Raw genomic sequence first — 21,101 nt, forward strand, 5'->3', positions numbered from 1 at the left:
GCCAGAAAAGACGACTGTTGCAACATGCGAAACATCTGTTGTCATGCGTGACTCAACGGTCACATTGTGGGCATAATGACGTCTTTACCGCGCGCCCAGCCCATGTCGCCCGTCTTTCTAGCACCGCTCATCGTTGCCTGTGCGTTGTTCATGGAAAGCGTCGACGCGAACATCATCGTCACCGCACTGCCTGCGATGGCGAGGGACTTCGGGCACAACCCCGTCACACTGAACATCGCGATCACGGCCTACGTGGTCGGGCTCGGCGTATTCATCCCGATCTGCGGATGGCTCGCCGACCGCTTCAGCGCGCGTGCCGTGTTCCGCACCGCGATCGGCATCTTCGTCGTCGGCTCGCTGATGTGCGCGGCGTCCAACTCGCTCGGCGTGCTCACGTTCGCGCGCTTCATCCAGGGTGTCGGCGGCGCAATGATGGTGCCGGTGGGCCGCATCATCATCTTCCGCGCGGTGCCGCGCTCCGATCTTGTGCGCGCGATGAACTACCTCGCGATTCCCGCGCTGTTCGGGCCTACGGTCGGGCCGCTCGTCGGCGGCTTCATCACGACCTACCTGCACTGGCGGATGATCTTCTTCATCAACGTACCGATCGGCATCTACGGGATCTATCTCGCGAGCAAGCACATCGCGAACACGCACGAGCCCGATCCCGGCCCGCTCGACTGGTTCGGCTTCCTGCTGTCGGCGAGCGGCGCCGCGCTGCTGCTGATGGGGCTCACGCTGATCGACGGCTCGCTCACGTCGCGCTCGAATGCGATCTTCATGTGCGTGGCCGGTACCGCGATGCTCGCGCTCTACGTGCCGTATGCGCGCCGCAAGGAGCGCCCGGTGCTCGACCTCAGTTTCCTGAAGATCCCGACGTATCACGCGAGCGTCGTCGGCGGGTCGCTGTTCCGCATCGGCCTCGGCGCGGTGCCGTTCCTGCTGCCGCTCGCGCTGCAGGAAGGGCTCGGGATGAGCGCGTTCCACTCGGGGCTCATCACGTGCGCGTCCGCGCTGGGCGGCGCGATGAGCCGGTCGACGGCCACGTATACGCTGCGCCGCTTCGGCTTTCGTACGGTGCTGATCTACAACGCGGCATTCGCGGGGCTCGCGATCGCTGCGTACGGCGTGTTCCATCCCGGCATGCCGACCTGGGCGATCTGGCTGATCGTGCTCGTCGGCGGCATCTTCCCCGCGCTGCAGTTCACGAGCCTGAACTCGATGATCTACGCGGACATCTCGCCGCGCGACGCCGGCCGCGCGACGAGCCTCGGCAGCGTCGTGCAGCAGATGTCGCTCGGCCTCGGCGTGACGGTGGCCGGCCTCGTGCTGCATGTGTCTCACTGGCTGCAGGGCCACCAGGCGATGGTGTGGTCGGATTTCTGGCCCGCGTTCCTCGTGGTCGGGCTGTGCTCGTTCGCGTCGATTCCGATCACGCGGCGGCTGCCGCCCGGTGCCGGCGACGAAGTCGCACGCGGCAAGCGGCAATGAATGGCCGATGCGGCGGAATCGTTTCCGCCGCCATCGCATGACCCGCCGCGCGGCGACGGGTGAAAAACCGGAAATACAAAAAAATCAGCGGACATCCACTCGGGGCCGGTGCACAGCCGCATGGATGTCCGCTCAGGGCTCCTGGATTCCCGATGGGGGTTGAGAATCCCGGATTCGCTTCCTGCGTGCCATGGACATATGTGCGTCGGAAGCGGAATCGTTGCGCGCACGTGTCGTCGCGCCATGAACTGCACTATAGGGAAACTTGCGAAACGCATCTGTCAACCATTGTCAGACGCGTTGCAGCGGCGCGTCGCACGCGCGCGCCGCTTTCGCGCTAAAGTGGTCCCCGATCGTCACCCTCGACCGCCCTTCCGATGCTTACGCTCTCGCCCGCCGCCGCCCGCGCGCTGCATCTCGCCGCGCAGGGCCTGCTGACACCGCCCCGCCGCAAGGCGACCAAGCCCGACGTGCTCGACACGATCCGCCGGATGGCGCAGTTGCAGATCGACACCATCCATGTCGTCGCCCGCAGCCCGTATCTCGTGCTGTTCAGCCGCCTTGGCGACTACTCGCCGCAGTGGCTCGACGAACACCTCGCCGAGGCGCGCCTGTTCGAATACTGGTCGCACGAAGCGTGTTTCCTGCCGGTCGAGCAATTCGGGCTGATGCGCTACAAGATGCTCGATCCGTCGGGGATGGGCTGGAAATACGCGGCCGAATGGCACGAGCAGAATCGTCCCGACATCGAGCGGCTGCTCGCGCGGATTCGCGAAGGGGGCCCGGTGCGGTCGGCCGACTTCGTGCGCGAGGATGGCGCGAAGGGCAACGGCTGGTGGGATCGCAAGCCCGAGAAACAGCACCTGGAGGTACTGTTCACGACGGGCGACCTGATGGTATCGGAACGCCGCAATTTCCAGCGCGTGTACGACGTGCGCGAGCGCGTGCTGCCTGGCTGGGACGACACGCGTGACCTGCCGCCGCGCGATGCCGTCCTGCCGGCGTTGCTCGACTACACATGCCGCGCGCTCGGCGTCGTGCGCGCGGACTGGGTGGCCGACTACTACCGGCTGCCGCGCCGTTCGTACCGCGTGGAGCTGGAGCGGCTCGCGGACGCGGGCGACCTGATCCCGGTGCAGATCGACGACTGGCAGGAACCGGCCTACGTGCACCGCTCGCTCGAAGCGTTGCTGCCGGCCGCCGAGGCCGACACGCTGCGCTCGACGGTCACGACGCTGCTGTCACCGTTCGATCCGGTCGTCTGGGACCGGCGGCGCGCATCGACGCTGTTCGGTTTCGACTACACGATCGAGTGCTATACGCCCGAACCCAAGCGGCGCTACGGCTATTTCTGCCTGCCCGTGCTGCATCGCGGCCGGCTGGTCGGCCGCGTCGATGCGAAAGCGCATCGCACGCTGGGCACGTTCGAACTGAAAGCGGTGCATGTCGAGCCGGGCGTGCGCTTCGGCACGGGGCTCGCGGCCGACGTCGCGAAGGCCGTGAAGAAACTCGCGGCGTGGCACGGCACGCCGGCGGTGACGGTCAAGCATGCGCCACCCGAGTTGATGCAGGCGCTGGCCGGCGCGTAACGGGGGAGCGTTCGCGCAGCCGGCCCTCCCGGCAGCGCACGCTGCCGGGAGCCGATCAGTCGCGCAGCTTGCGGAAGCGCGGCGTGCCGTCTTCGAGGTTGCCGTTGAACATCGCTTCCGGCCGCACCCACAGCCCGCGCGCATGCGGCCACAGATGCTCGTACACGACCACCGATTCCTCGGTTTCGGAATGGCGGGCAACGCCGATGTAGCGGTACAGCCCGCCCTTGTAGTGACGATGCGTCGCGAGCTGTTCGGCTTCCTGTTCGGTCATGGTGTGCTTCTCTTCGGCAAAAACGGAAAGCGCGTATTGTATGCGCTGCGCCGCGCGTCAGCGTTTCGCGTAGATGTCGGGGCGGCGGATCTCCATCAGCCGCTCGGGGTTCGCGGACGGCCCGAAGCCGACCGGCCGGTACAGCTCGTGCGCGTCGGTCGTCACGAGCATGATGCGACGCAGCCGCTGCACCATGTCCTGCGCGAATACATGGTCGATCAGCGCGCGCCCGTAGCCGTTGCCGCGTTCGGCCGGCAGCACGAACACGTCGCACAGGTATGCGAACGTCGCGTGATCGGTGACGAGCCGCGCGAACCCGACGAGCCGGTCGCCGACGTACGCGCCGAAGCACAGTGAACCCTCGATCGCCTTCTCGACCACGTCGCGCGGAATGCCCTGCGACCAGTATGCGTCGCGATGCAGGAAGTCGTAGATCGCGTCGATGTCGAGTTCGCGCTTGTCGGTGGAAAATCTCAGCATGGCGGGGGCGGCTGCGGGCACGGCTGTTCTCCGGTCGGGGGTGGAAGGCGAAGCTTCGACGATACCGCGCTGTGGTGCGGGGGACAAGGGACGCCACCCATCCGCTGCGGCTGAACGCCGGCACGAACCGCCGGGGCCACGACGCCGATGACCATCAGATCGGCATCGTTTCTTGTCGCTATCACGGCGAGTAGCGCGGCCTCCCTCTCCCCTCGTTACGGCGCCGGCAACGTCTTGTCGGCCTTGCAACGCTTCAGCGGAAGCGGCTTCGCTGCCGCGATCCTTGTCACCTCGCGCGTACGCGGATCGATCTCCAGATCGAGGCATGCGCAGCCATAGCCGTGCATCCCCGCATTGGTGACGACCCAGCCGTGCTTCGACATGTCGGGCATCTCATCGAGGCCCGGCACCGGCTCGTTGCCCATGGTCGACAATGTCCAGCTGCCGTCCTTGTCGACCAGCCACCAGTTGGCCGGCGTCGGATTCTCGAGCCATCCGCAGCGTTTTACCGGAGCCGCGGCCACTTCCGTAGCGGCGGTCAACGCGAGGGCCACGCCAAGCGCCCACATCGCACAACGGGCACGAGCGATTGTCATGTGATCGAATTCAGGCAGCAAGAAGCATCGGGAAACCGCCATCGCGGACGCCGGACAGCATACCGGGCTTTCCTTCCTGCGTCGCGCGCCAGCCGGCAACATGCGCACGCCGCGCGGCACCCGCACGCATTTCGGTAGATCATGTAGCCCGTGCCGATCATTCGCGACCGCGCACCCCGACAAAGACAGACTGGAAGGAGACACGCCCATGCGCGCCCAAGCCGCACTCATCGCCGCTGCCCCCCGCCATTCCCCCGCGCGCCGCGCCGCGCTCTGGCTCGCCGCCGCCGCGCTCGCGTCCGCCACCTTGCCGGCCGATGCAGCCGAGTTGCGCGTGATGATCTCCGGCGGCTTCACGGCCGCGTACAAGCAACTGGGCCCCGGTTTCACCGCTTCATCCGGCGACACGCTCGACACGATCTCCGGCCCGTCGATGGGCCAGTCGAAGGAAGCGATCCCGAACCGCCTCGCGCGCGGCGAGAAGGCCGACGTGCTGATCATGGTCGGCTATGCGCTCGACCAGCTGATCGAGGAAGGCAAGGTGATTCCCGCGTCACGCGTCGAGCTTGCCGATTCGCGGATCGGCATGGTCGTGCGCGCCGGCGCGCCGAAGCCCGACATCGGCACCGTCGACCAGCTGAAGGACGTGCTGCTGCACGCGAAATCGGTCGCGTATTCGGACAGCGCGAGCGGCGTCTACGTCGAGAAGGAAATGTTCCGGAAGCTCGGCGTCGAGGAGCAGGTGAAGCCGAAGGCGAAGAAGGTGCCGCGTATCCCGGTTGCGTCCGTCGTTGCGACCGGCGACTATGAAATCGGCTTCCAGCAGGTCAGCGAACTGCTGCCGGTGCCGGGCGTCACGTATGCGGGCAAGGTGCCTGAATCCGTGCAGTCGGTCACGCGTTTCGCCGGCGGCATTCCGGTCGGCGCCGATCATCCGGAGGATGCGAAGAAGCTGCTCGACTATCTCGCTTCGCCGCAGGCGCAAGCGACGGTGCGGGCAACGGGTCTCGATTCGGTGACAATGTCACCCGCCCAATGAACCTGCCACATCGCTTCATGCCCTACCGCCTCATCGCATTCGACTTCGACGGCACGCTCGCCGATTCGCTCGACAGCTTTCTCGCGGCGCTGTCGGAAGCGTCGCGCCTGCACGGCTTTCGCGACGCCACCCCCGAACTGCGTCCCGCGCTGCGCGGGATGTCGGCGCGCGACATCATCCGCGCGCTCGACGTGCCGATGTGGAAGGTGCCGCGCGTAACGATCGACATGCGCCGGCTGATGCAGCCGCGCGTCGCGCAAGTGATGCTGTTCCCCGGCGTCGATGAAACGTTCGACGCGCTCGCGATGCGCGGCATCCGCATCGCGATCGCCACGTCGAATACCGAAGACATCGTGCGCGACCGGCTCGGCACGCGCGCTTGCCGCCGCGTCGATCATTTCGCCTGCGGCATTCCGCTGTTCGGCAAGGCACGTCGTCTGCGCGCGCTGGTTCGCGAGGCCGGCATGCGCGCCGACGACGTGCTGTATGTCGGCGACGAAATCCGCGATGCCGAGGCCGCGCGGCGCGCACACATCGCGTTCCAGGGCGTCGCGTGGGGCTACACCGCGCCCGAAGCATTGCAGGCACATTGCGCAACGCCGTTGCTGCCGCGCCTCGACGCACTGCTCGATCGCGTGTGACGCCTCTCGCGCGTCGCAGGCATGCCCCGACACGTCGCTCGACGTGCACGACACCTCCAATGCAGACGGCACGTGCGCACATCGCATGCATTGCATGCGCCCCACGCGCGCAAAAATTGCCGCCATTGCGTGCACATCAGGTACGCAATACCTGCCCGCGGGTGAGCGCATCGATTCGTCTTACCATCGGTTACACAAGCCACAGCACGGTTGCACCTGCTACCCGACCGCTCTCCTAGAATCAGTCGGGCCGGGAAACACTTCGACCGGCGCCGCGGCAGAGCGGCGGTCGAATCCGGCCCGGGCGCGCCCGGTCTCTCGCACAGCGACGGATCACACGATCCGTTTTTCAACCAGAGCCCCGATCGAAAGGAGGTCTCATGAACCGCTTTCCCCAAATCTCGCGCCTTGCATTGTCTGCCGCTGGCCTGCTTCTCGTCGCCGTGACGGCGACCGCGCAAACCGCACAACCGGCACCGGCCACGCCTGCTGCGCCCGCCGCAGCCGCGACGCGCATCCACGAAGCCGACCAGGCCTTCATCACGGACGGCACGAAGACCGTGTCGACGCAGCACGACGCCGCACGCATCGCCGATGCGCGCACGTCGGACAGCCAGGTCAAGGCGTTCGCGCAACGCGTGTCGACCGACGATGAAAAGATCATCCAGGCGATGCGCGCGGCAAGCCCGCGCGGCGTCGACGTGCCGGCCAACGACCCGGACACGGCCGTGCTCGGCAGCATCAAGAACCTGCGCGGCGCCGAGTTCGACAAGGCGTATATCGAGCAGGTCGCACTCGCCGGCCAGCAGAAGGCGATCTCGGCATTCCAGGCCGAAATCGCGTCGGGCCGCGACACGAAGCTGAAGGAAGTCGCTCGCCAGTCGCTGCCGATCCTGCAGGCGCACTACGCAGACGCGCAGAAGCTCGCGCAACGTCACCACCTCGCATCGGCACAGTAACGCGATGCAGCGCCGCGCTCCGTGCGCGGCGCACCGCTTCCCCGTCGTCGCGCTGCCGCCTCCCCTGCCGGTAGCGCGATGCACGTCACACGTTACGTCGCGAGCTTCGCCTCAAGTCGCGCACGCACCTCCGGCCATTCGTCGTCGATGATGCTGAAGCGCACCGAATTGCGCTTGCGGCCGTCGGGCATGATCCGCTCGTGACGCACGATGCCTTCCTGTTTTGCCCCGAGCCGCAGGATCGCCGCACGCGATTTCTCGTTCAGTTCGTCCGTCGTGAACTGCACGCGCACGCACTGCAGCGTGTCGAACGCATAGGCCAGCAGCAACCGCTTCGCTTCGGTATTCGCGCGCGTGCGCTGCGCCGATTCGCTCAGCCACGTATGGCCGATCTCGAGCTTGCGGTTCTTGCGGTCGACCTTCCAGAAGCGCGTGCTGCCGATCACGCGGCCCGATGCGCGATCGACGATCACGAACGGCATCACGGTGCCGGCCGCGCGCCCCTGCAATGCCGTATCGATATACGCGTCGACCGTCTCCGCACCCGGCACGACCGTGACCTTGAGGTTCCACAACTCGCCGTCGGCCGCAGCGTCCAGCAGCGCCTGCCGGTCGGATCGGTCGAGCGGCCGCAGGACGACGCGTTCGCCGGTGAGGGTCGGTGGTTCGAGGGCAGACGATGCGGCGGTCATGACGAGATTCCGGAAAGTGAGGACGATGGCGGCAAAACGCCCATCATACGGTGCCGCTAGCCGAGGTGTGCGGCAAGCCTGCGCCGGATCGCCTTCGCTTCGCCGCGCAGCGCATCGGCGAACGCATCGACGAGCAGGCTCTTCGGCCGGTGCTCGGGCACGATCACGCTGACCCGGTACGGAAACGACCGCGTGAGCGGCCGCACGTGCAGGTCGCGCCCGACGAAATCGAGCGCGGTCAGCGGATTGACGATCGCGGCGCCGAGCCCCTGCCGCACGAACGCACACACCGACACGGCCGACGGCGTGTCGACCACCGAGCGCGGCGCGACGCCGAGTTGTGCGAATGCCTCGTCGATCAGGATGCGGTACGGATCGTTCAGCGACAGGCTCACGAACGGGCGATCGGCGAGATCCAGCAGATCGATCGCGTCCTGCGCGAGCAGCGGATGGCCGTCGGGCAGCACGCACACCTCATCCACTTCGAGCAGCGGCGTGAGCACGGTGCCGGCCGGCGCGACGTCATGCTCGGTCAGCCCGAGGTCGTAACGCTGCGCGGTCAGCCATTCTTCGAGCACCGGCGATTCCTGGGTCGCGACCGACACGCTGACGCCCGCATGGGCCTCGTGAAAACGCCGGCACGCGCCGGGCAGGATCGCGTGCGAGAACGCCGGCAGCGCGATCACCGACAGCTGGCCGTCGCGAAACTCGCGCAGGCGCGCGGCCGTTGCCGCCACGCGTTCGAGCCCCACATACGCGAGCCGCACGTCGTCGAACAGCGTCAGCGCGGCCATCGTCGGCCGCAGCCGGCCGTGCGTGCGCTCGAACAGCGCGAAGCCGACGACCTGCTCCATCCGCGCGAGCTCGCGGCTGACCGTCGGCTGCGACGTGTACAGCATCTCGGCCGCGCGCGTCGTGCTGCCGGTGACCATCAGCGCGCGAAACACTTCGATATGACGGTGCGTCAGCATGATCTTCTATATCAGAAATGAATCGTGTTTGGATAAACAGGCATTTTACTGTATAGGCGATCAGGTGCATCATCCACGCTATCCGTTCTTTCGATCCGATTCATCCGCCATGTCCCTCGATTCCCGCCAGCTCGCGACGCTCGCGCAGCAATACGGCACCCCGCTGTGGGTGTACGACGCCGACGTCATCCGCGACCGCATCGCCCAACTGCGCCAGTTCGACGTGATCCGCTATGCGCAGAAGGCGAACTCGAACATCCATATCCTGAAGCTGATGCGCGAAGCAGGCGCGTGCGTCGACGCCGTGTCGCTCGGCGAAATCGAGCGCAGCCTCGCAGCGGGCTTCAGCCCGGCCGGCGAGCCGGAAGGCGTCGTGTTCACGGCCGACCTGATCGACCGCCCGACGCTCGCGGCGGTGCTGAAGCATGGCGTGACCGTCAACGCCGGTTCGCTCGACATGCTCGCGCGCATCGGCGAGCACGCGCCGGGCCACCGCGTGTGGCTGCGCGTCAACCCCGGCTTCGGCCACGGCCACAGCAACAAGACCAACACCGGCGGCCCGCAAAGCAAGCACGGCATCTGGATCGACGACGTGCCGCGCGCGATCGAGATCGTGCGCCAGTACGGGCTGAAGCTCGTCGGCATCCACATGCACATCGGCTCGGGCGTCGACTACGGCCACCTGTCGCAGGTCTGCGATGCAATGGTCGATCTCGTCACGTCGCTCGGCCATGACATCGACGCGATTTCGGCCGGCGGCGGACTGTCGATCCCGTATCGCGACGGCGAGCCGCGTGTCGACGTCGGTCACTATTTCAGCCAGTGGGACGCCGCGCGCAAGCGGATCGAACGTCACCTCGGCCACCCGGTGCGCATCGAGATCGAACCGGGCCGCTTCCTCGTCGCGGAAGCCGGCACGCTCGTCACCGAGGTGCAGGCCGTGAACCGCCGGCCGAAGCATGATTTCGTGCTGATCGACGCGGGCTTCAACGACCTGATGCGCCCGTCGATGTACGGCAGCTACCACGCGGTATCCGTGCATGCGCACGATGGCGCGCTGCCCGCCGGCCGGCCGGCCGTCGATCTCGCGATCGCGGGGCCGCTGTGCGAATCGGGCGACGTGTTCACGCAGGACGCGGGCGGCGTGGTCACGCACCGCAAGCTCCCGCAACCGCAGATCGGCGACCTGCTGTTCCTGCACGACGCGGGCGCATACGGCGCATCGATGTCCTCGAACTACAACAGCCGGCCGCTCGCGCCGGAAGTGCTCGTCGATCATGGCGCGCCGCGGTTGATCCGCCGCCGGCAGACCATTGAAGAACTGCTTGCGCTCGAGACGTTCGAGTAACACGCATCCTTCGCGACGAAGGCCAACGGCCAGGCTTGCCACTACCGGCAGCCTGGCCGTTTTGCTTCTGGATCGCAGCCCGGAGCAACCGCCGGCGCGTGCCGTAGCACCGCCTCCCTCCCATCACGCGCAACCGCAGCAGATCGCATGCGCCACCTCTCGCACGCAGAGAAAAACATTCCACGTCGCGTGAAAAGTGCACGCATCTTTGGAAACACATTCCCTTTTGACAAAACTAAGATTGCCCTCAGTCGCACCGCATTCCTGTCGCCGGATACGCATCTGCGATGCATCCGGTCCACCACACTCGCAATGCTGTACGGGCAATCATGAATCGCACGCTTGAACGCTTCGCCGCGCACGCCGGCCTTCGCCACGGCTCGCGCGCCGGCCGCTCCGCTCCGCACGCGCACCGGTCCTTCATCGCGCCCGAACGCATGCCGTAACGCACGGCATCGCGCGCGGCGAGCCACGACACTCGCCGCGCCTCACGGCTTCACCGACTTCCCGCCCACGGCGACGCTGCCCGTCGCCGCGGCGTTGCACACCCTGAATTTTCGACAACAACCCCGGAGACAACCATGAAGCACTTCACCCCGACGTTCAAGCAAGGCATCGCGGCCGCCCTCCTCTGCATCGCGGCCGCGACGTCGCACGCAGCCGACCTGCTCGACACCGTCAAGCAGGCCGGCGTGCTGAAGATCGCACTGGAAGGCACCTACCCGCCGTTCGACTACCGCAATGCCGACGGTCAGCTCGAAGGCTTCGACGTCGACGTCGCGAAGGCGGTTGCCACCCGCCTCGGCGTGAAGCCGCAGTTCGTGACGACCGAATGGAGCGGGATTCTTGCGGGCCTGCAGGCCGGCAAGTTCGACGTGATCGTCAACCAGGTCGCAATCACGCCGTCGCGCCAGCAGGCGCTCGACTTCAGCGCGCCGTACGTGTATTCGTCCGCGCAACTGTTGCAACGGCAAAACGATGCGCGCGCATTCAAGTCGCTCGACGAGCTGAAAGGCAAGAAGGTCGGCGTGACGATGGGCAGCAACTACGTCGACCTGGTCAAGACCGTGCCCGCGATCGACCTGCAGGTCTACCCCGGTACGCCGGAAAACCTGCGCGACCTCGCCGCCGGCCGGCTCGATGCGGCGGTCAACGATCGCCTGATGCTCAACTACCTGATCAAGAACTCCCACCTGCCGCTGCGCCCGGGTTCCGTGCTCGCGGGCGGCGAGGACCGGATGGGCATCCCGTTCCGCAAGGGCAATCCGAAATTCGCGAAGGCGATCGACGACGCAGTGGCATCGCTGCAGCAGGACGGCACGCTGAAGAAGATCTCGATGCAGTGGTTCGGCACGGACACGACCAAGCCGGTGACGCAATAACGCAGCCCGCCCCGCGCCCGTGCGCACGAACGCGCGGGCCGTCCGGCACACAATCAGGAGACACGCAATGGAAGCACTCCAACTGGTCATTCATACGCTGCCCGTGATGGTCAAGGGCGCCATGCTCACGCTGAAGTTCGCCGTCGCGTCGATGGCGCTGGGCCTCGTCGTCGGGCTCGTGATCGCGATCATGCGCATCGGCAGCAACCGGCTTGCCGCCAGCCTCGCGCAAGGCTACGTCAGCCTGATGCGCGGCACGCCGCTGCTCGTGCAGATGTTCGTCGTCTACTACGGACTGCCCGATCTCGGCATCACCCTCGACCCCACGACGGCCGGCATCTTCACGCTGACGCTCAATGCGGGCGCCTACCTGTCCGAAAGCATGCGCGGTGCGATTCTCGGCATCGGGCGCGGGCAATGGGCCGCCGCACACAGTCTCGGTCTCACGCACGTGCAGACGCTGCGCTACATCGTCTGCCCGCAAGCGCTGCGCCTCGCGGTGCCGAGCCTCGGCAACACGCTGATCAGCCTGATCAAGGACACGTCGCTGGTCTCCGTGATCACCGTCACCGAATTGCTGCGCTCGACGCAGGAAGTGATCGCCGCGACGTTCCAGCCGCTGCCGCTCTATCTCGCTGCCGCCGCGATCTACTGGGTCCTCAGCACGTTGCTCACGCGGCTTCAGGGTCGCGTCGAGACGCGCCTCGCGCTGCCGTCCACGCATTGAACGCGTATCCGGCACTCACATGAACTCCATCGACGGACAGAACATGATTACGCTCGACAACGTATCGAAATGGTATGGCAAGCACCAGGTGCTGTCGGCATGCAGCGCCGCAGTCTCGAAGGGCGAAGTGGTCGTCGTGTGCGGGCCGTCGGGCTCGGGCAAATCGACGCTGATCAAGACGATCAATGGCCTCGAACCGTTCCAGAAAGGCAGCATCACCGTCGACGGCACGCGGCTCGGCGATCCCGCCACGAAGCTTGCGCAGTTGCGCGCCCGCGTCGGCATGGTGTTCCAGCATTTCGAGCTGTTTCCGCACCTGTCGATCACCGACAACCTGACGCTGGCGCAGATCAAGGTGCTCGGCCGCCGCAAGGACGAGGCCGTCGAAAACGGCATGAAGCTGCTCGATCGTGTCGGCCTGAAGGCACACGCGCACAAGTATCCGGGGCAGTTGTCCGGCGGGCAGCAGCAGCGCGTCGCGATCGCGCGCGCGCTGTCGATGAACCCGGTCGCGATGCTGTTCGACGAACCGACCTCCGCGCTCGATCCCGAGATGATCAACGAAGTGCTCGACGTGATGGTCGAGCTCGCGCGCGAAGGCATGACGATGGTCTGCGTGACGCATGAAATGGGCTTCGCACGGAAGGTTGCGCATCGCGTGATCTTCATGGACCAGGGCGCGGTGGTCGAGGATGCGGCCAGCGACCGGTTCTTCGCGTCACCGCGCTCCGAACGCGCGCGCGACTTCCTCGACAAGATCCTGCATTGACCGCGCGACAGCTGCCCCGTTTCGATTGATCGACACCCCAAGGAGATATCTTGAACCCCCTGCATTCGACCGATACCGTTCTCGCCCATGAAGGCCGCGCACACGGCCAGCCCGGTTCGCCGGTAAACCCGCCCGTCTATCGCCAGTCGACGTTGCTCTTTCACGGCACCGACGCGCTCGACGCCGTACGCGGCACGCCGCTCGCGTACGGGCGTCATGGCAGCCCGACCACGCGCGCGCTAGAGAAAGCGCTCGCGCGGCTCGAGGGCGCACACGCCGCGCTGCTGACGCCAAGCGGCCTCAGTGCGATCACGACTGCACTGCTTGCTGTGCTGAATCCGGGCGACCATCTGCTGATGGCCGATTCCGTGTACGACCCGACCCGGTCGTTCTGCGACGAAACGCTGGCGCGCCTCGGCATCGAGACGACTTACTACGATCCGGCTATCGGCGCGAACATCGCGTCGCTGATGCGACCGAACACGCGCGCGGTGTTCGCCGAATCGCCGGGCTCGCTGACTTTCGAAGTGCAGGATATTCCGGCCATCAGTCGCGCCGCGCACGAGCACGGCGCAGTCGTGCTGCTCGACAACACCTGGGGCACGCCGCTGAACTTCCGCTCGTTCTCGCACGGTGTCGACGTGTCGATTCACGCCGCGACCAAATACATCGCCGGGCACTCCGACGTGTTGATGGGGGCGATCCTGACGACCGAGGCGCTCGCGCCGAAAGTCACGCGCTTCTACCGGCAACTCGGAATGACCGTCAGCGGTGACGACGCGTATCTCGCGCTGCGCGGCCTGCGTACGCTGTCGGTCCGGCTCGAGCGGCACCAGCGCAACGCACACGTGCTGACCGACTGGCTCTCGCAGCAGCCGGAAGTCGCGCGGATCCTCTATCCGGCGCGCCCCGGCGACGCGGGCCACGCGCTGTGGCAGCGCGATTTCACGGGCGCGTGCGGGTTGTTCGGTGTAGTGCTGCATCCGCAGGCCGACGAAGCCGTGCGCGCGCTGCTCGACGGCATGACCTGCTTCGGCATGGGGTATAGCTGGGGCGGCTTCGAAAGCCTGATCGTCCCGTCCAATCCGTCACGCCACCGTACCGCCACCCAATGGGAGGCAGCCGGCCCGCTGTTGCGGATTCATGCAGGGCTCGAGCATCCAGACGACATGATTGCCGACCTCGCCGCCGGCTTCGCGAGAATGCGCGCCGCCGCACTCGCGGAAGCGTGACATCCGGCGACGTCACGCATCCCCCCCCGCATCAGGTTTTCTTCGGCGTTTTTCCCTCTGTCATAGCGAGACCATCATGAAAGACACGCTGTTCATTCTTCGCCCGGGCTTCTTCAAGGACTCCGAAGGTCCGTTCTACTGCGGCGATTCGGTTTCCGTCGAAGGGCTGCTGAGTTTCTATCCGCAGTTGCGCGACGCCATTGACGTCGAATACATCGACGCACCGCGTCCGCGCCAGCCGATCGTCACGCTGATCGGCGCGGACAACCAGTCGGCGCCCGTGCTCGTGCTCGGCGACGGACAGGCACCGAGCGACGACACCCTCGCGATTCGCGAGCACAACGGCCGGCGCTTCATCGATTCGCCCGCCGATATCCGGCGATACCTGTCGGCACAGTACGGCGTGGCGCACGTCGCATAAGCACACCGGCGCGTGCGGCCGCCCGGCCGCACGGAACGGGGCGCGCGATGCGCGGCCCGCTCTACGCCCCGTCGCCGCCCGCGCATTACCTCACCGTCACCCGAACGTCGGCCCCCGCCGCGCGCCACGCCTTCAGCAACGCCGCGCGCCGCCGCGGGTAACGCAGATCCAGCCGTTCCAGCTCGACGATGCGATCGGTCCGGAAATGCCGGAAGTCGTTCCGACCTTCGCACCACGCCGCCAGAATCCGCACGTCGTTGAAATAGCCGAGCGCGAATGGCCACACGATCCGTTCGTCGCTCGCCTGGCGGCCTTCACCCGCATATCGGATCCGGATCTTGCTCTCGGAACGGACCGCCGCACGCACGGCACCCATGTCGATGGTCTCCCGATCCTCGACCGTGCGCGGCCCGACGAGCAGCGTCGTGCACTCCATCTCGCGGCGCAGGTCGGCCGGCAGTACGGCGGAGATCTTCGCAAGCGCATCGGATGCAGCCGTCGTGAGCTGCGCATCGGCGAACTTCCCGACCCATCGAAAACCGAGCATCAGCGCTTCGAGTTCGGATTGCGAAAACATCAGCGGCGGCAGCATGAAACCGGCACGCAGTACGTAGCCGACACCTGGCTCGCCTTCAATGTCCGCCCCCTGCGCCTGCAGCGACGCGATGTCGCGATAGACCGTGCGCAGGCTAATGCCGAGTGCTTCGGCCAGCACGCGACCGCTCACCGGGAGGCGGTGGCGTCGCAGCAGCTGCAATAGCGAGAGCAATCGTTCGGCGCGCGTCATCGTTCAATGCTGCCATTTTCTGACAGCATCCGTTCATAGAATGGGACGCATCTTAATCGATACCCGGACGGCTCCGCATGACTTCCCCGAATCTCGTTCTGCTGTATGTCGACGACCCGACACGCAGCGCGCAGTTCTACGAGCGCCTGCTCGGGCGCCCGCCCGTCGCCGCGTTTCCGGCCTACGCCGCCTTCACATTCGACAACGGGCTGCATCTGGGCCTGTGGTCGACCGGCGCACGCGATTTCGTATCGGGCGGCACCGGCCATCGTTCCGAGCTGGCGTTCATGGTTGACGACGAGCGCGAAGTCGAACGCCTGTACGAAGCGTGGAAAGCGCTCGGCGTGCCGTTCGAACAGCCGCCGATGACGGCCGTGTTCGGATTGACGTTCGTCGCGCTCGATCCGGACGGCCACCGGTTGCGCGTGTGCATGCCGGACAAGTAGACGAACGCGGGCAGACCGTCCACCGGTCGCGCCCGCGCCTGCGTTCCGGCTCGCCCGTCACCCCGCGCGCTGCACGGGCGCCATCTTCGAGAAATACTTCGCGCCCGCCACGCAACCGACCACGACGACCGTCACGACGACCATCGACGGCGGCACCGTCTCGTGCAGCAGGCCGGCCGCCAGCAGGAAGCCGAAGAACGGCTGCAGCAGCTGCAGCTGGCCGACGCCGGCGATCCCGCCGAGCGCAAGCCCGCGATACCAGAACACGAAGCCGATCAGCATGCTGAACAGCGACACGTACGCAAGCCCCCACAACGCGGCGGCGTCGACGCCGTCGAACGACGCGGGCCACGTGAGCCACGTGAGCGGCGCCATCAGCGGCAGCGACAGCACGAGCGCCCACGAGATCACCTGCCAGCCCCCGAGCTGGCGCGACAGGCGCGCGCCTTCCGCGTAGCCGAGCCCGCACGCGACGATCGCCGCCAGCATCAGCGCATCGCCGACCACCGATGCCTGCCCGCCGTTGCGCAGCGCAAACGCGGCCACCGCACCGCTGCCGACGATCGAAAAGATCCAGAACGGCAGCCGCGGCCGTTCGCCGCCGCGCCACACGCCGAACAATGCGGTCGCGAGCGGCAGCAGCCCGACGAACACGATCGCATGCGCGGACGTCACGTGCTTCAGCGCCAGCGCCGTCAGCAACGGAAAGCCGACCACGACGCCGAGCGCGACGATGGCCAGCGACACGGCCTCGGCCCGCGTCGGCCGCCGCTGCTTCAGCACGACGAGCAGCAGCAGGCCGAGCACACCGGCGATCGTCGCGCGCGCAAAGGTGAGGAACAGCGGATCGAGCCCCTGCACCGCGACACGCGTCGCGGGCAGCGAGCCACTGAAGATGATCACGCCCAGCAGGCCGCTGAGCCATCCGTCGGTCGTTTTCTGCACGGTAAATCCTGAACGGGAAAGGTGGATGACCGATGATCCGCCGCCCGCAAAAAGCGCGTAAGCTACAGCCCAATACAATTCAGACAAACTGTACTGGACAACCGGCCGTACAGTTCATTCTTCGCCATGAGCCAATCCGTCCCGCCTCCCGTTCCGCCCGCCGTGTCGCGCACGCGCGTCGAAACCGTGATGGACACCCTGCGCGCGCGCATCGCGAGCCGCGCGCTGATGCCCGGCGCACGCGTGCCGTCGATCCGGATGATGGCCGACAGTCTGCGCGTGTCGAAATCGACGGTCGTCGACGCTTACGAACGGCTCGCGAGCGAAGGCGTGCTGGTCGCGCGGCGCGGCTCGGGTTTTTACGTGTCGGGCCACGCGCCGCCGCTCGCGCTCGCCGATCTCGGCCCGCGCCTCGATCGTGAACTCGATCCGCTGTGGCTGTCGCGCCAGTCGCTCGAGGCGGCACCCACGTCGGTGAAGCCCGGCTGCGGCTGGCTGCCGCCGTCGTGGCTGCCGGACGAGAGCCTGCGCCGCGCGCTGCGCGCCGTGTCGCGCGACGATGCCGACGCGCTGACCGACTACGCGACGCCGCTCGGCCTGCCCGCGCTGCGCCAGCAGCTCGCGTGGCGGCTCGCGCAGCACGGCGTGCACGCGGAACCCGCGCAGATCATGCTGACCGACGGCGGCACGCATGCGCTCGACCTCGTGTGCCGCCTGCTGCTGGAACCGGGCGACACGGTCGTACTCGACGATCCGTGCTACTTCAACTTCCAGGCACTGCTGCGTGCACACCGCGCGCGGATCGTCAGCGTTCCGTATACGCCGAACGGTCCCGATCTCGCGCGCTTCGAGCAGGTGCTCGTCGAACACCGCCCGCGCCTGTACATCACCAACTCAGCGCTGCACAACCCGACCGGCGCGACGCTTGCGCCTCCCGTCGCGCACCGGCTGCTGACGCTCGCCGCCGAGCACGGGCTGCTGATCGTCGAGGACGACATCTTCGCGGATTTCGAGAGCACGCCCGCGCCGCGCCTCGCGGCGTTCGACGGGCTGTCGCGCGTCGTGTCGATCGGCAGCTTCTCGAAGACGCTGTCGGCCGCGATCCGCTGCGGCTTCGTCGCCGCACGCCCGGAATGGATCGACGCGCTCGTCGACCTGAAGCTCGCGACGTCGTTCGGCAATGCGCAGATCGGTGCGAACGTCGTGCACCGGCTGCTGATCGACGGCACGTACCGTCGCCATCTCGACAGCCTGCGCGCGCGTCTCGCGGATGCGATGGGCGAAACGATCCGACGCCTCACGCGGGCCGGGCTGGGGATCTGGACGGAGCCGCGCGGCGGCCTGTTCGTGTGGGCGGAATTGCCCGGCGGGCTCGATGCCGCGCGTGTCGCACGACATGCGCTGGATCACGACGTCGTGCTGGCGCCCGGCAACGTGTTCAGTCCGTCGCACGGCGCAACGTCGTACATGCGCTTCAACGTGTCGCGCTGCAAGGGGCCCGCCGTGTTCGATGCGCTCGCGCGGGCGATGGATGCGGTGCGGGCGGCCGATCGCAGCGGCGTGCCCGTGGAGGCGAACGGCTCGTAACTGCGCGAAGCGAACGGCGGGGGACGCGCGATGCCTCCCCCGCCCGCGTCACACCTCGCCTGCGTGCGCCCTCGCCCGCACGTCGGCAAATGTCGTATCGACGAGCAGGCGCCCCGTATCGAACACCGTTTCGAGCGCCTCGTCCCATTCGCCTTCCAGCGCGCGGTCGTCCCATGCCAACGGCAGCGTCACGGTCCGATACTCGCCGGTGCGGCGATTGCGCAGCAACGTCAGCCGCCCCTTCTTCGAGCGCTTGCCCTGATCGGTGACCGGATCCTTGCGGACGTCGTGCCACACGCCGCCGCGCCGGATCGCCGAACACTTCATCGCGAAGCGCTGCGTGTCGCGGTTCACCTGCTGCAACAACGCGCCGCCCATGCCGAATACGACGTTGCCGGCCGCATAGCCCGCCTCGTCGAGTGCGGTGAGAATCGCTTCGATCGACTGTTCGTCGACACCGTCGCCCTGGATCACGCGCACGCGGTTCAGCACGCGCCGCCCCTTGCCGTTCAAGGTCGAGCCGAACGACGCGTCGAGCGCACGCACGGTCTGCAGCACGATCGTCACGGGGTCGCCCGAATCGGGACGCACGACGAGCGTCGCCCCCGAATCGATCACGGCCTGCCGAAGCTCGCCGCCCCACAGATCGAGCGCGGCGAACAGATCGTAGGAGTCCGACACGACTGACACGATCGCACCCGGCAAGCCGAAACGGTTGATCATGTTCCGGTACGCATCGGCCTCGCCGTCGCGCCCCCACGACGTGATCGTGCTGTGCTCGGCCGCCGGCACCGAGTACGCGGCCATCGGCTCGCGATAGAAACGGTTCGCGGCCAGCACGCCGAGCACCGTGTCCGAGCCCATGAAATTCACGAGGTGCGCGGCGCCGCCGATCGCGGCCGATTCCGCGCTCGACACGCCGCGCGCGCCGAAATCGTGCAGCTTGAACGGCAGTTGCGCGAGATCGTCGTCGGTCTTTTCGAGGAAGCGACGGATCGTCTGCCGCAGGTGCCAGCTGCGGGTCGCGACCGTCACCGGGTACCAGACGCGCAGCAGCATCGTCTCGAGATACGACGCGACCCAGAACACCTGCGGATCGTCGCATTCGACGGTCATCAGCACGTTGTGCACCGGCACGACCGAGCCCTCGGCCACCGCACGGATCGTCACCGGCAGGTAGCCGTCGTAGCGCTCGACGATATGGCGCCACCCGGCTTCGTTGAACGGCACGCCGTGCACCGTGAAGAAATCGCGCGCGTCGTCGATCATTGCATGCGTGACCGGCTTGCACAGATATTCCTTCAGCAGCATCTGCAGGCCGAAGAACACCGTGCGGTCGTAGCGGCCGCCGCGCGATTCGACGTACGAGAACATCGCCGACGCGTCGGGCGGATACTGCAGGAAATGGGAAGCCTTGTACGAATCCGTGTTGAGGATCGGATTGGCGAGAACCGCGGCAAAGCCGCCGGGATCGTTTTGCATGGCTAGAGCTCCTCTAGGCCGGTGAAGTGCCGCCGCGTCTGTCGCGGCGGACGGAATGCGGGGAATCAGCGGATCACAGCTTCCCCAGGAAGTGATACGCGATGTCGAAGTGATCCTCGAACATCACGTTGCGCATCTGCGCGAATTCGTTGAGCGGCACCCAGCGCGCCTTGTCGGCGTCGTCGCTGCCCTTCACGCGCGGCAGCTCGCCGGTCGGGAAGTTGAACAGGCACGCGTGCGTGATCGTGCGGCCGCGCAGCGAGCGGGTTGGGTGATCGAACACCTGACGATCCTTGATCGAGCCGCGCAGCACGGGCTCCGGCAGCTTGAGGCCGGTTTCCTCGCGCAGCTCGCGGATGCAGGCCGCGTCGAGCCGCTCGTCCTGGTTCACGAACCCGCCCGGCAGTGCCCACAGGCCGCGGCCCGGCTCGCTGCGGCGACGCACGAGCAGGATATGGCCCGAGTGCACGACCACCGCGTCGACCGTCACGAACGTGACCGGATACGGTGCGGCCGCCCACGCCTTGCGATACGCGGCGATGAATTCGGCTTCCGACTTCAGTTGCGCGAATTCCGGCTGTGTGCGGAAACGCTCGAGCCAGCTGAACACGGGTTCCGGCACGGCCCACTGGACGAAGCTGTTGGTGCGTTCGGCGAAATACTGGTCGCGGATCTCGGTGGCGGAAATGTCTTCCGTCGCATCGACGTCGACGAGCTCCCATTGCGGGAACATCCGCAGGTAATACGACGTGGCGTCCTTCTCGTGGCCGATCAATCCGACCTTGCGCTGCGCGATATCGCCGAGCGTGGACGCGACGGCCTCCTGCACCCAGCGCACCCAGTCGCCGTCGTTGTACGTCGAATCCTGCAACGGCGCGATCGTCACGCGGTCGCGCTCGGACGCGTCGAACAGCGAAGCCAGCATCTGGCGGCGCTCGTCGAACGAGAACGGATCCTTGACGGTGCGGGGCTTGTCGGTCGACCCGATCAGCACGCACACGCGCTCGGCCCGGCTCAGTGCCGACTTCAGCACGTTCAGGTGACCACGATGCGGAGGCTGGAAACGACCAATGAAAACGAGCGCGTCGAAGCGCCGGTTCTGTTGCGTACTCATGAGGCTCCCTCAAGAGATTGAAACGCTCCGGGTCTGTCCCGAAGGGTTGGAATGAATCCTAGGGGAAATCCCGAGATGCGTCAATCAAGCGCATTCGAGCGCACGCTCGACTTGACGAAGTCTGACGAA

The 21,101-nt window shown here is 66.7% G+C and carries 22 protein-coding genes; 13 read left to right on the forward strand and 9 right to left on the reverse strand.

Translation table 11 applies throughout. The features are described 5' to 3' along the window. Positions 1-102: 102 nt before the first annotated feature. Positions 103-1,491 (forward strand): MFS transporter, encoded by a 1,389-nt coding sequence (locus tag OHZ10_RS30315; protein WP_059239718.1) that lies wholly within the window; start codon positions 103-105, stop codon positions 1,489-1,491. 377 nt (positions 1,492-1,868) lie between these two features. Continuing rightward, positions 1,869-3,080 carry a winged helix-turn-helix domain-containing protein gene (locus OHZ10_RS30320; RefSeq protein ID WP_174994424.1) on the forward strand — a complete coding sequence of 404 codons (1,212 nt, stop codon included), beginning with the start codon at positions 1,869-1,871 and terminating at the stop codon, positions 3,078-3,080. Positions 3,081-3,135: 55 nt separating this feature from the next. Here the strand turns inward: OHZ10_RS30320 and OHZ10_RS30325 are convergent, their stop codons facing one another. From OHZ10_RS30325 to OHZ10_RS30335, 3 genes are all read right to left on the reverse strand, one after another. Further along, a complete protein-coding gene (locus tag OHZ10_RS30325; RefSeq protein WP_006480837.1) occupies positions 3,136-3,354 on the reverse strand; it encodes a DUF1653 domain-containing protein in 219 nt (72 codons plus the stop codon). Between the two features lie 57 nt (positions 3,355-3,411). Continuing rightward, positions 3,412-3,855, reverse strand: a complete 444-nt coding sequence (locus OHZ10_RS30330) for a GNAT family N-acetyltransferase (protein WP_256086109.1) — start codon at positions 3,853-3,855, stop codon at positions 3,412-3,414. A 194-nt stretch (positions 3,856-4,049) separates the two neighbouring features. Continuing rightward, entirely contained in the window at positions 4,050-4,451 is a 402-nt protein-coding gene (locus OHZ10_RS30335; protein WP_342705248.1) for a DUF4087 domain-containing protein, read from the reverse strand. Positions 4,452-4,638: 187 nt separating this feature from the next. Here OHZ10_RS30335 and OHZ10_RS30340 point away from each other — a divergent pair, with 187 nt between their 5' ends. From OHZ10_RS30340 to OHZ10_RS30350, 3 genes are all read left to right on the forward strand, one after another. Then, entirely contained in the window at positions 4,639-5,469 is an 831-nt protein-coding gene (locus OHZ10_RS30340; RefSeq protein ID WP_342705249.1) for a substrate-binding domain-containing protein, read from the forward strand. Between the two features lie 17 nt (positions 5,470-5,486). Beyond that, positions 5,487-6,110: an HAD hydrolase-like protein gene (locus OHZ10_RS30345; RefSeq protein WP_059239710.1), complete on the forward strand. Its 624-nt coding sequence runs from the start codon at positions 5,487-5,489 to the stop codon at positions 6,108-6,110. Positions 6,111-6,490: 380 nt separating this feature from the next. Next, positions 6,491-7,069, forward strand: a complete 579-nt coding sequence (locus tag OHZ10_RS30350; RefSeq protein WP_059239707.1) for a DUF4142 domain-containing protein — start codon at positions 6,491-6,493, stop codon at positions 7,067-7,069. Between the two features lie 92 nt (positions 7,070-7,161). Here the strand turns inward: OHZ10_RS30350 and OHZ10_RS30355 are convergent, their stop codons facing one another. Together OHZ10_RS30355 and OHZ10_RS30360 are read right to left on the reverse strand one after the other, a co-directional pair. Then, on the reverse strand, positions 7,162-7,761 hold the full coding sequence (locus OHZ10_RS30355; RefSeq protein WP_256086107.1) for a GNAT family N-acetyltransferase: 600 nt from the start codon (positions 7,759-7,761) through the stop codon (positions 7,162-7,164). Positions 7,762-7,817: 56 nt separating this feature from the next. Beyond that, positions 7,818-8,732, reverse strand: coding sequence for a LysR family transcriptional regulator (locus OHZ10_RS30360; RefSeq protein ID WP_059239703.1), 915 nt, complete (start codon positions 8,730-8,732; stop codon positions 7,818-7,820). Positions 8,733-8,841: 109 nt separating this feature from the next. Here OHZ10_RS30360 and lysA point away from each other — a divergent pair, with 109 nt between their 5' ends. From lysA to OHZ10_RS30390, 6 genes are all read left to right on the forward strand, one after another. Continuing rightward, complete coding sequence (lysA, locus tag OHZ10_RS30365; RefSeq protein WP_174994428.1) at positions 8,842-10,080, forward strand: diaminopimelate decarboxylase; 1,239 nt, start codon at positions 8,842-8,844, stop codon at positions 10,078-10,080. Between the two features lie 581 nt (positions 10,081-10,661). Next, a complete protein-coding gene (locus OHZ10_RS30370; protein WP_256086106.1) occupies positions 10,662-11,462 on the forward strand; it encodes a transporter substrate-binding domain-containing protein in 801 nt (266 codons plus the stop codon). A 67-nt stretch (positions 11,463-11,529) separates the two neighbouring features. Next, positions 11,530-12,189, forward strand: coding sequence for an amino acid ABC transporter permease (locus OHZ10_RS30375; protein ID WP_059239696.1), 660 nt, complete (start codon positions 11,530-11,532; stop codon positions 12,187-12,189). Between the two features lie 43 nt (positions 12,190-12,232). Continuing rightward, a complete protein-coding gene (locus OHZ10_RS30380) occupies positions 12,233-12,958 on the forward strand; it encodes an amino acid ABC transporter ATP-binding protein (RefSeq protein ID WP_342706005.1) in 726 nt (241 codons plus the stop codon). Positions 12,959-13,008: 50 nt separating this feature from the next. Further along, positions 13,009-14,190 (forward strand): cystathionine beta-lyase, encoded by a 1,182-nt coding sequence (gene metC, locus OHZ10_RS30385; protein WP_059239693.1) that lies wholly within the window; start codon positions 13,009-13,011, stop codon positions 14,188-14,190. Between the two features lie 76 nt (positions 14,191-14,266). Then, positions 14,267-14,611: a DUF3088 domain-containing protein gene (locus OHZ10_RS30390; RefSeq protein WP_174994430.1), complete on the forward strand. Its 345-nt coding sequence runs from the start codon at positions 14,267-14,269 to the stop codon at positions 14,609-14,611. 85 nt (positions 14,612-14,696) lie between these two features. Here OHZ10_RS30390 and OHZ10_RS30395 read toward each other — a convergent pair whose 3' ends face one another. Then, complete coding sequence (locus tag OHZ10_RS30395; protein WP_059239689.1) at positions 14,697-15,398, reverse strand: helix-turn-helix transcriptional regulator; 702 nt, start codon at positions 15,396-15,398, stop codon at positions 14,697-14,699. Positions 15,399-15,475: 77 nt separating this feature from the next. On the opposite strand from OHZ10_RS30395, the gene OHZ10_RS30400 reads away from it, so the two are divergent. Then, positions 15,476-15,844 carry a VOC family protein gene (locus OHZ10_RS30400; RefSeq protein ID WP_059239687.1) on the forward strand — a complete coding sequence of 123 codons (369 nt, stop codon included), beginning with the start codon at positions 15,476-15,478 and terminating at the stop codon, positions 15,842-15,844. A 57-nt stretch (positions 15,845-15,901) separates the two neighbouring features. On the opposite strand, the gene OHZ10_RS30405 is transcribed toward OHZ10_RS30400, so the two are convergent. After that, positions 15,902-16,789, reverse strand: coding sequence for a DMT family transporter (locus OHZ10_RS30405; RefSeq protein ID WP_059239686.1), 888 nt, complete (start codon positions 16,787-16,789; stop codon positions 15,902-15,904). Between the two features lie 126 nt (positions 16,790-16,915). Here OHZ10_RS30405 and OHZ10_RS30410 point away from each other — a divergent pair, with 126 nt between their 5' ends. Next, positions 16,916-18,376 (forward strand): PLP-dependent aminotransferase family protein, encoded by a 1,461-nt coding sequence (locus tag OHZ10_RS30410; RefSeq protein WP_059239684.1) that lies wholly within the window; start codon positions 16,916-16,918, stop codon positions 18,374-18,376. Between the two features lie 48 nt (positions 18,377-18,424). On the opposite strand, the gene OHZ10_RS30415 is transcribed toward OHZ10_RS30410, so the two are convergent. Together OHZ10_RS30415 and OHZ10_RS30420 are read right to left on the reverse strand one after the other, a co-directional pair. Then, complete coding sequence (locus OHZ10_RS30415) at positions 18,425-19,858, reverse strand: nicotinate phosphoribosyltransferase (RefSeq protein ID WP_342705250.1); 1,434 nt, start codon at positions 19,856-19,858, stop codon at positions 18,425-18,427. A 73-nt stretch (positions 19,859-19,931) separates the two neighbouring features. Then, positions 19,932-20,972, reverse strand: coding sequence for a bifunctional nicotinamide-nucleotide adenylyltransferase/Nudix hydroxylase (locus OHZ10_RS30420; protein ID WP_059239680.1), 1,041 nt, complete (start codon positions 20,970-20,972; stop codon positions 19,932-19,934). Positions 20,973-21,101: the final 129 nt, after the last annotated feature.

The organism is Burkholderia arboris, assembly GCF_038723655.1.
Taxonomy (GTDB): domain Bacteria; phylum Pseudomonadota; class Gammaproteobacteria; order Burkholderiales; family Burkholderiaceae; genus Burkholderia; species Burkholderia arboris.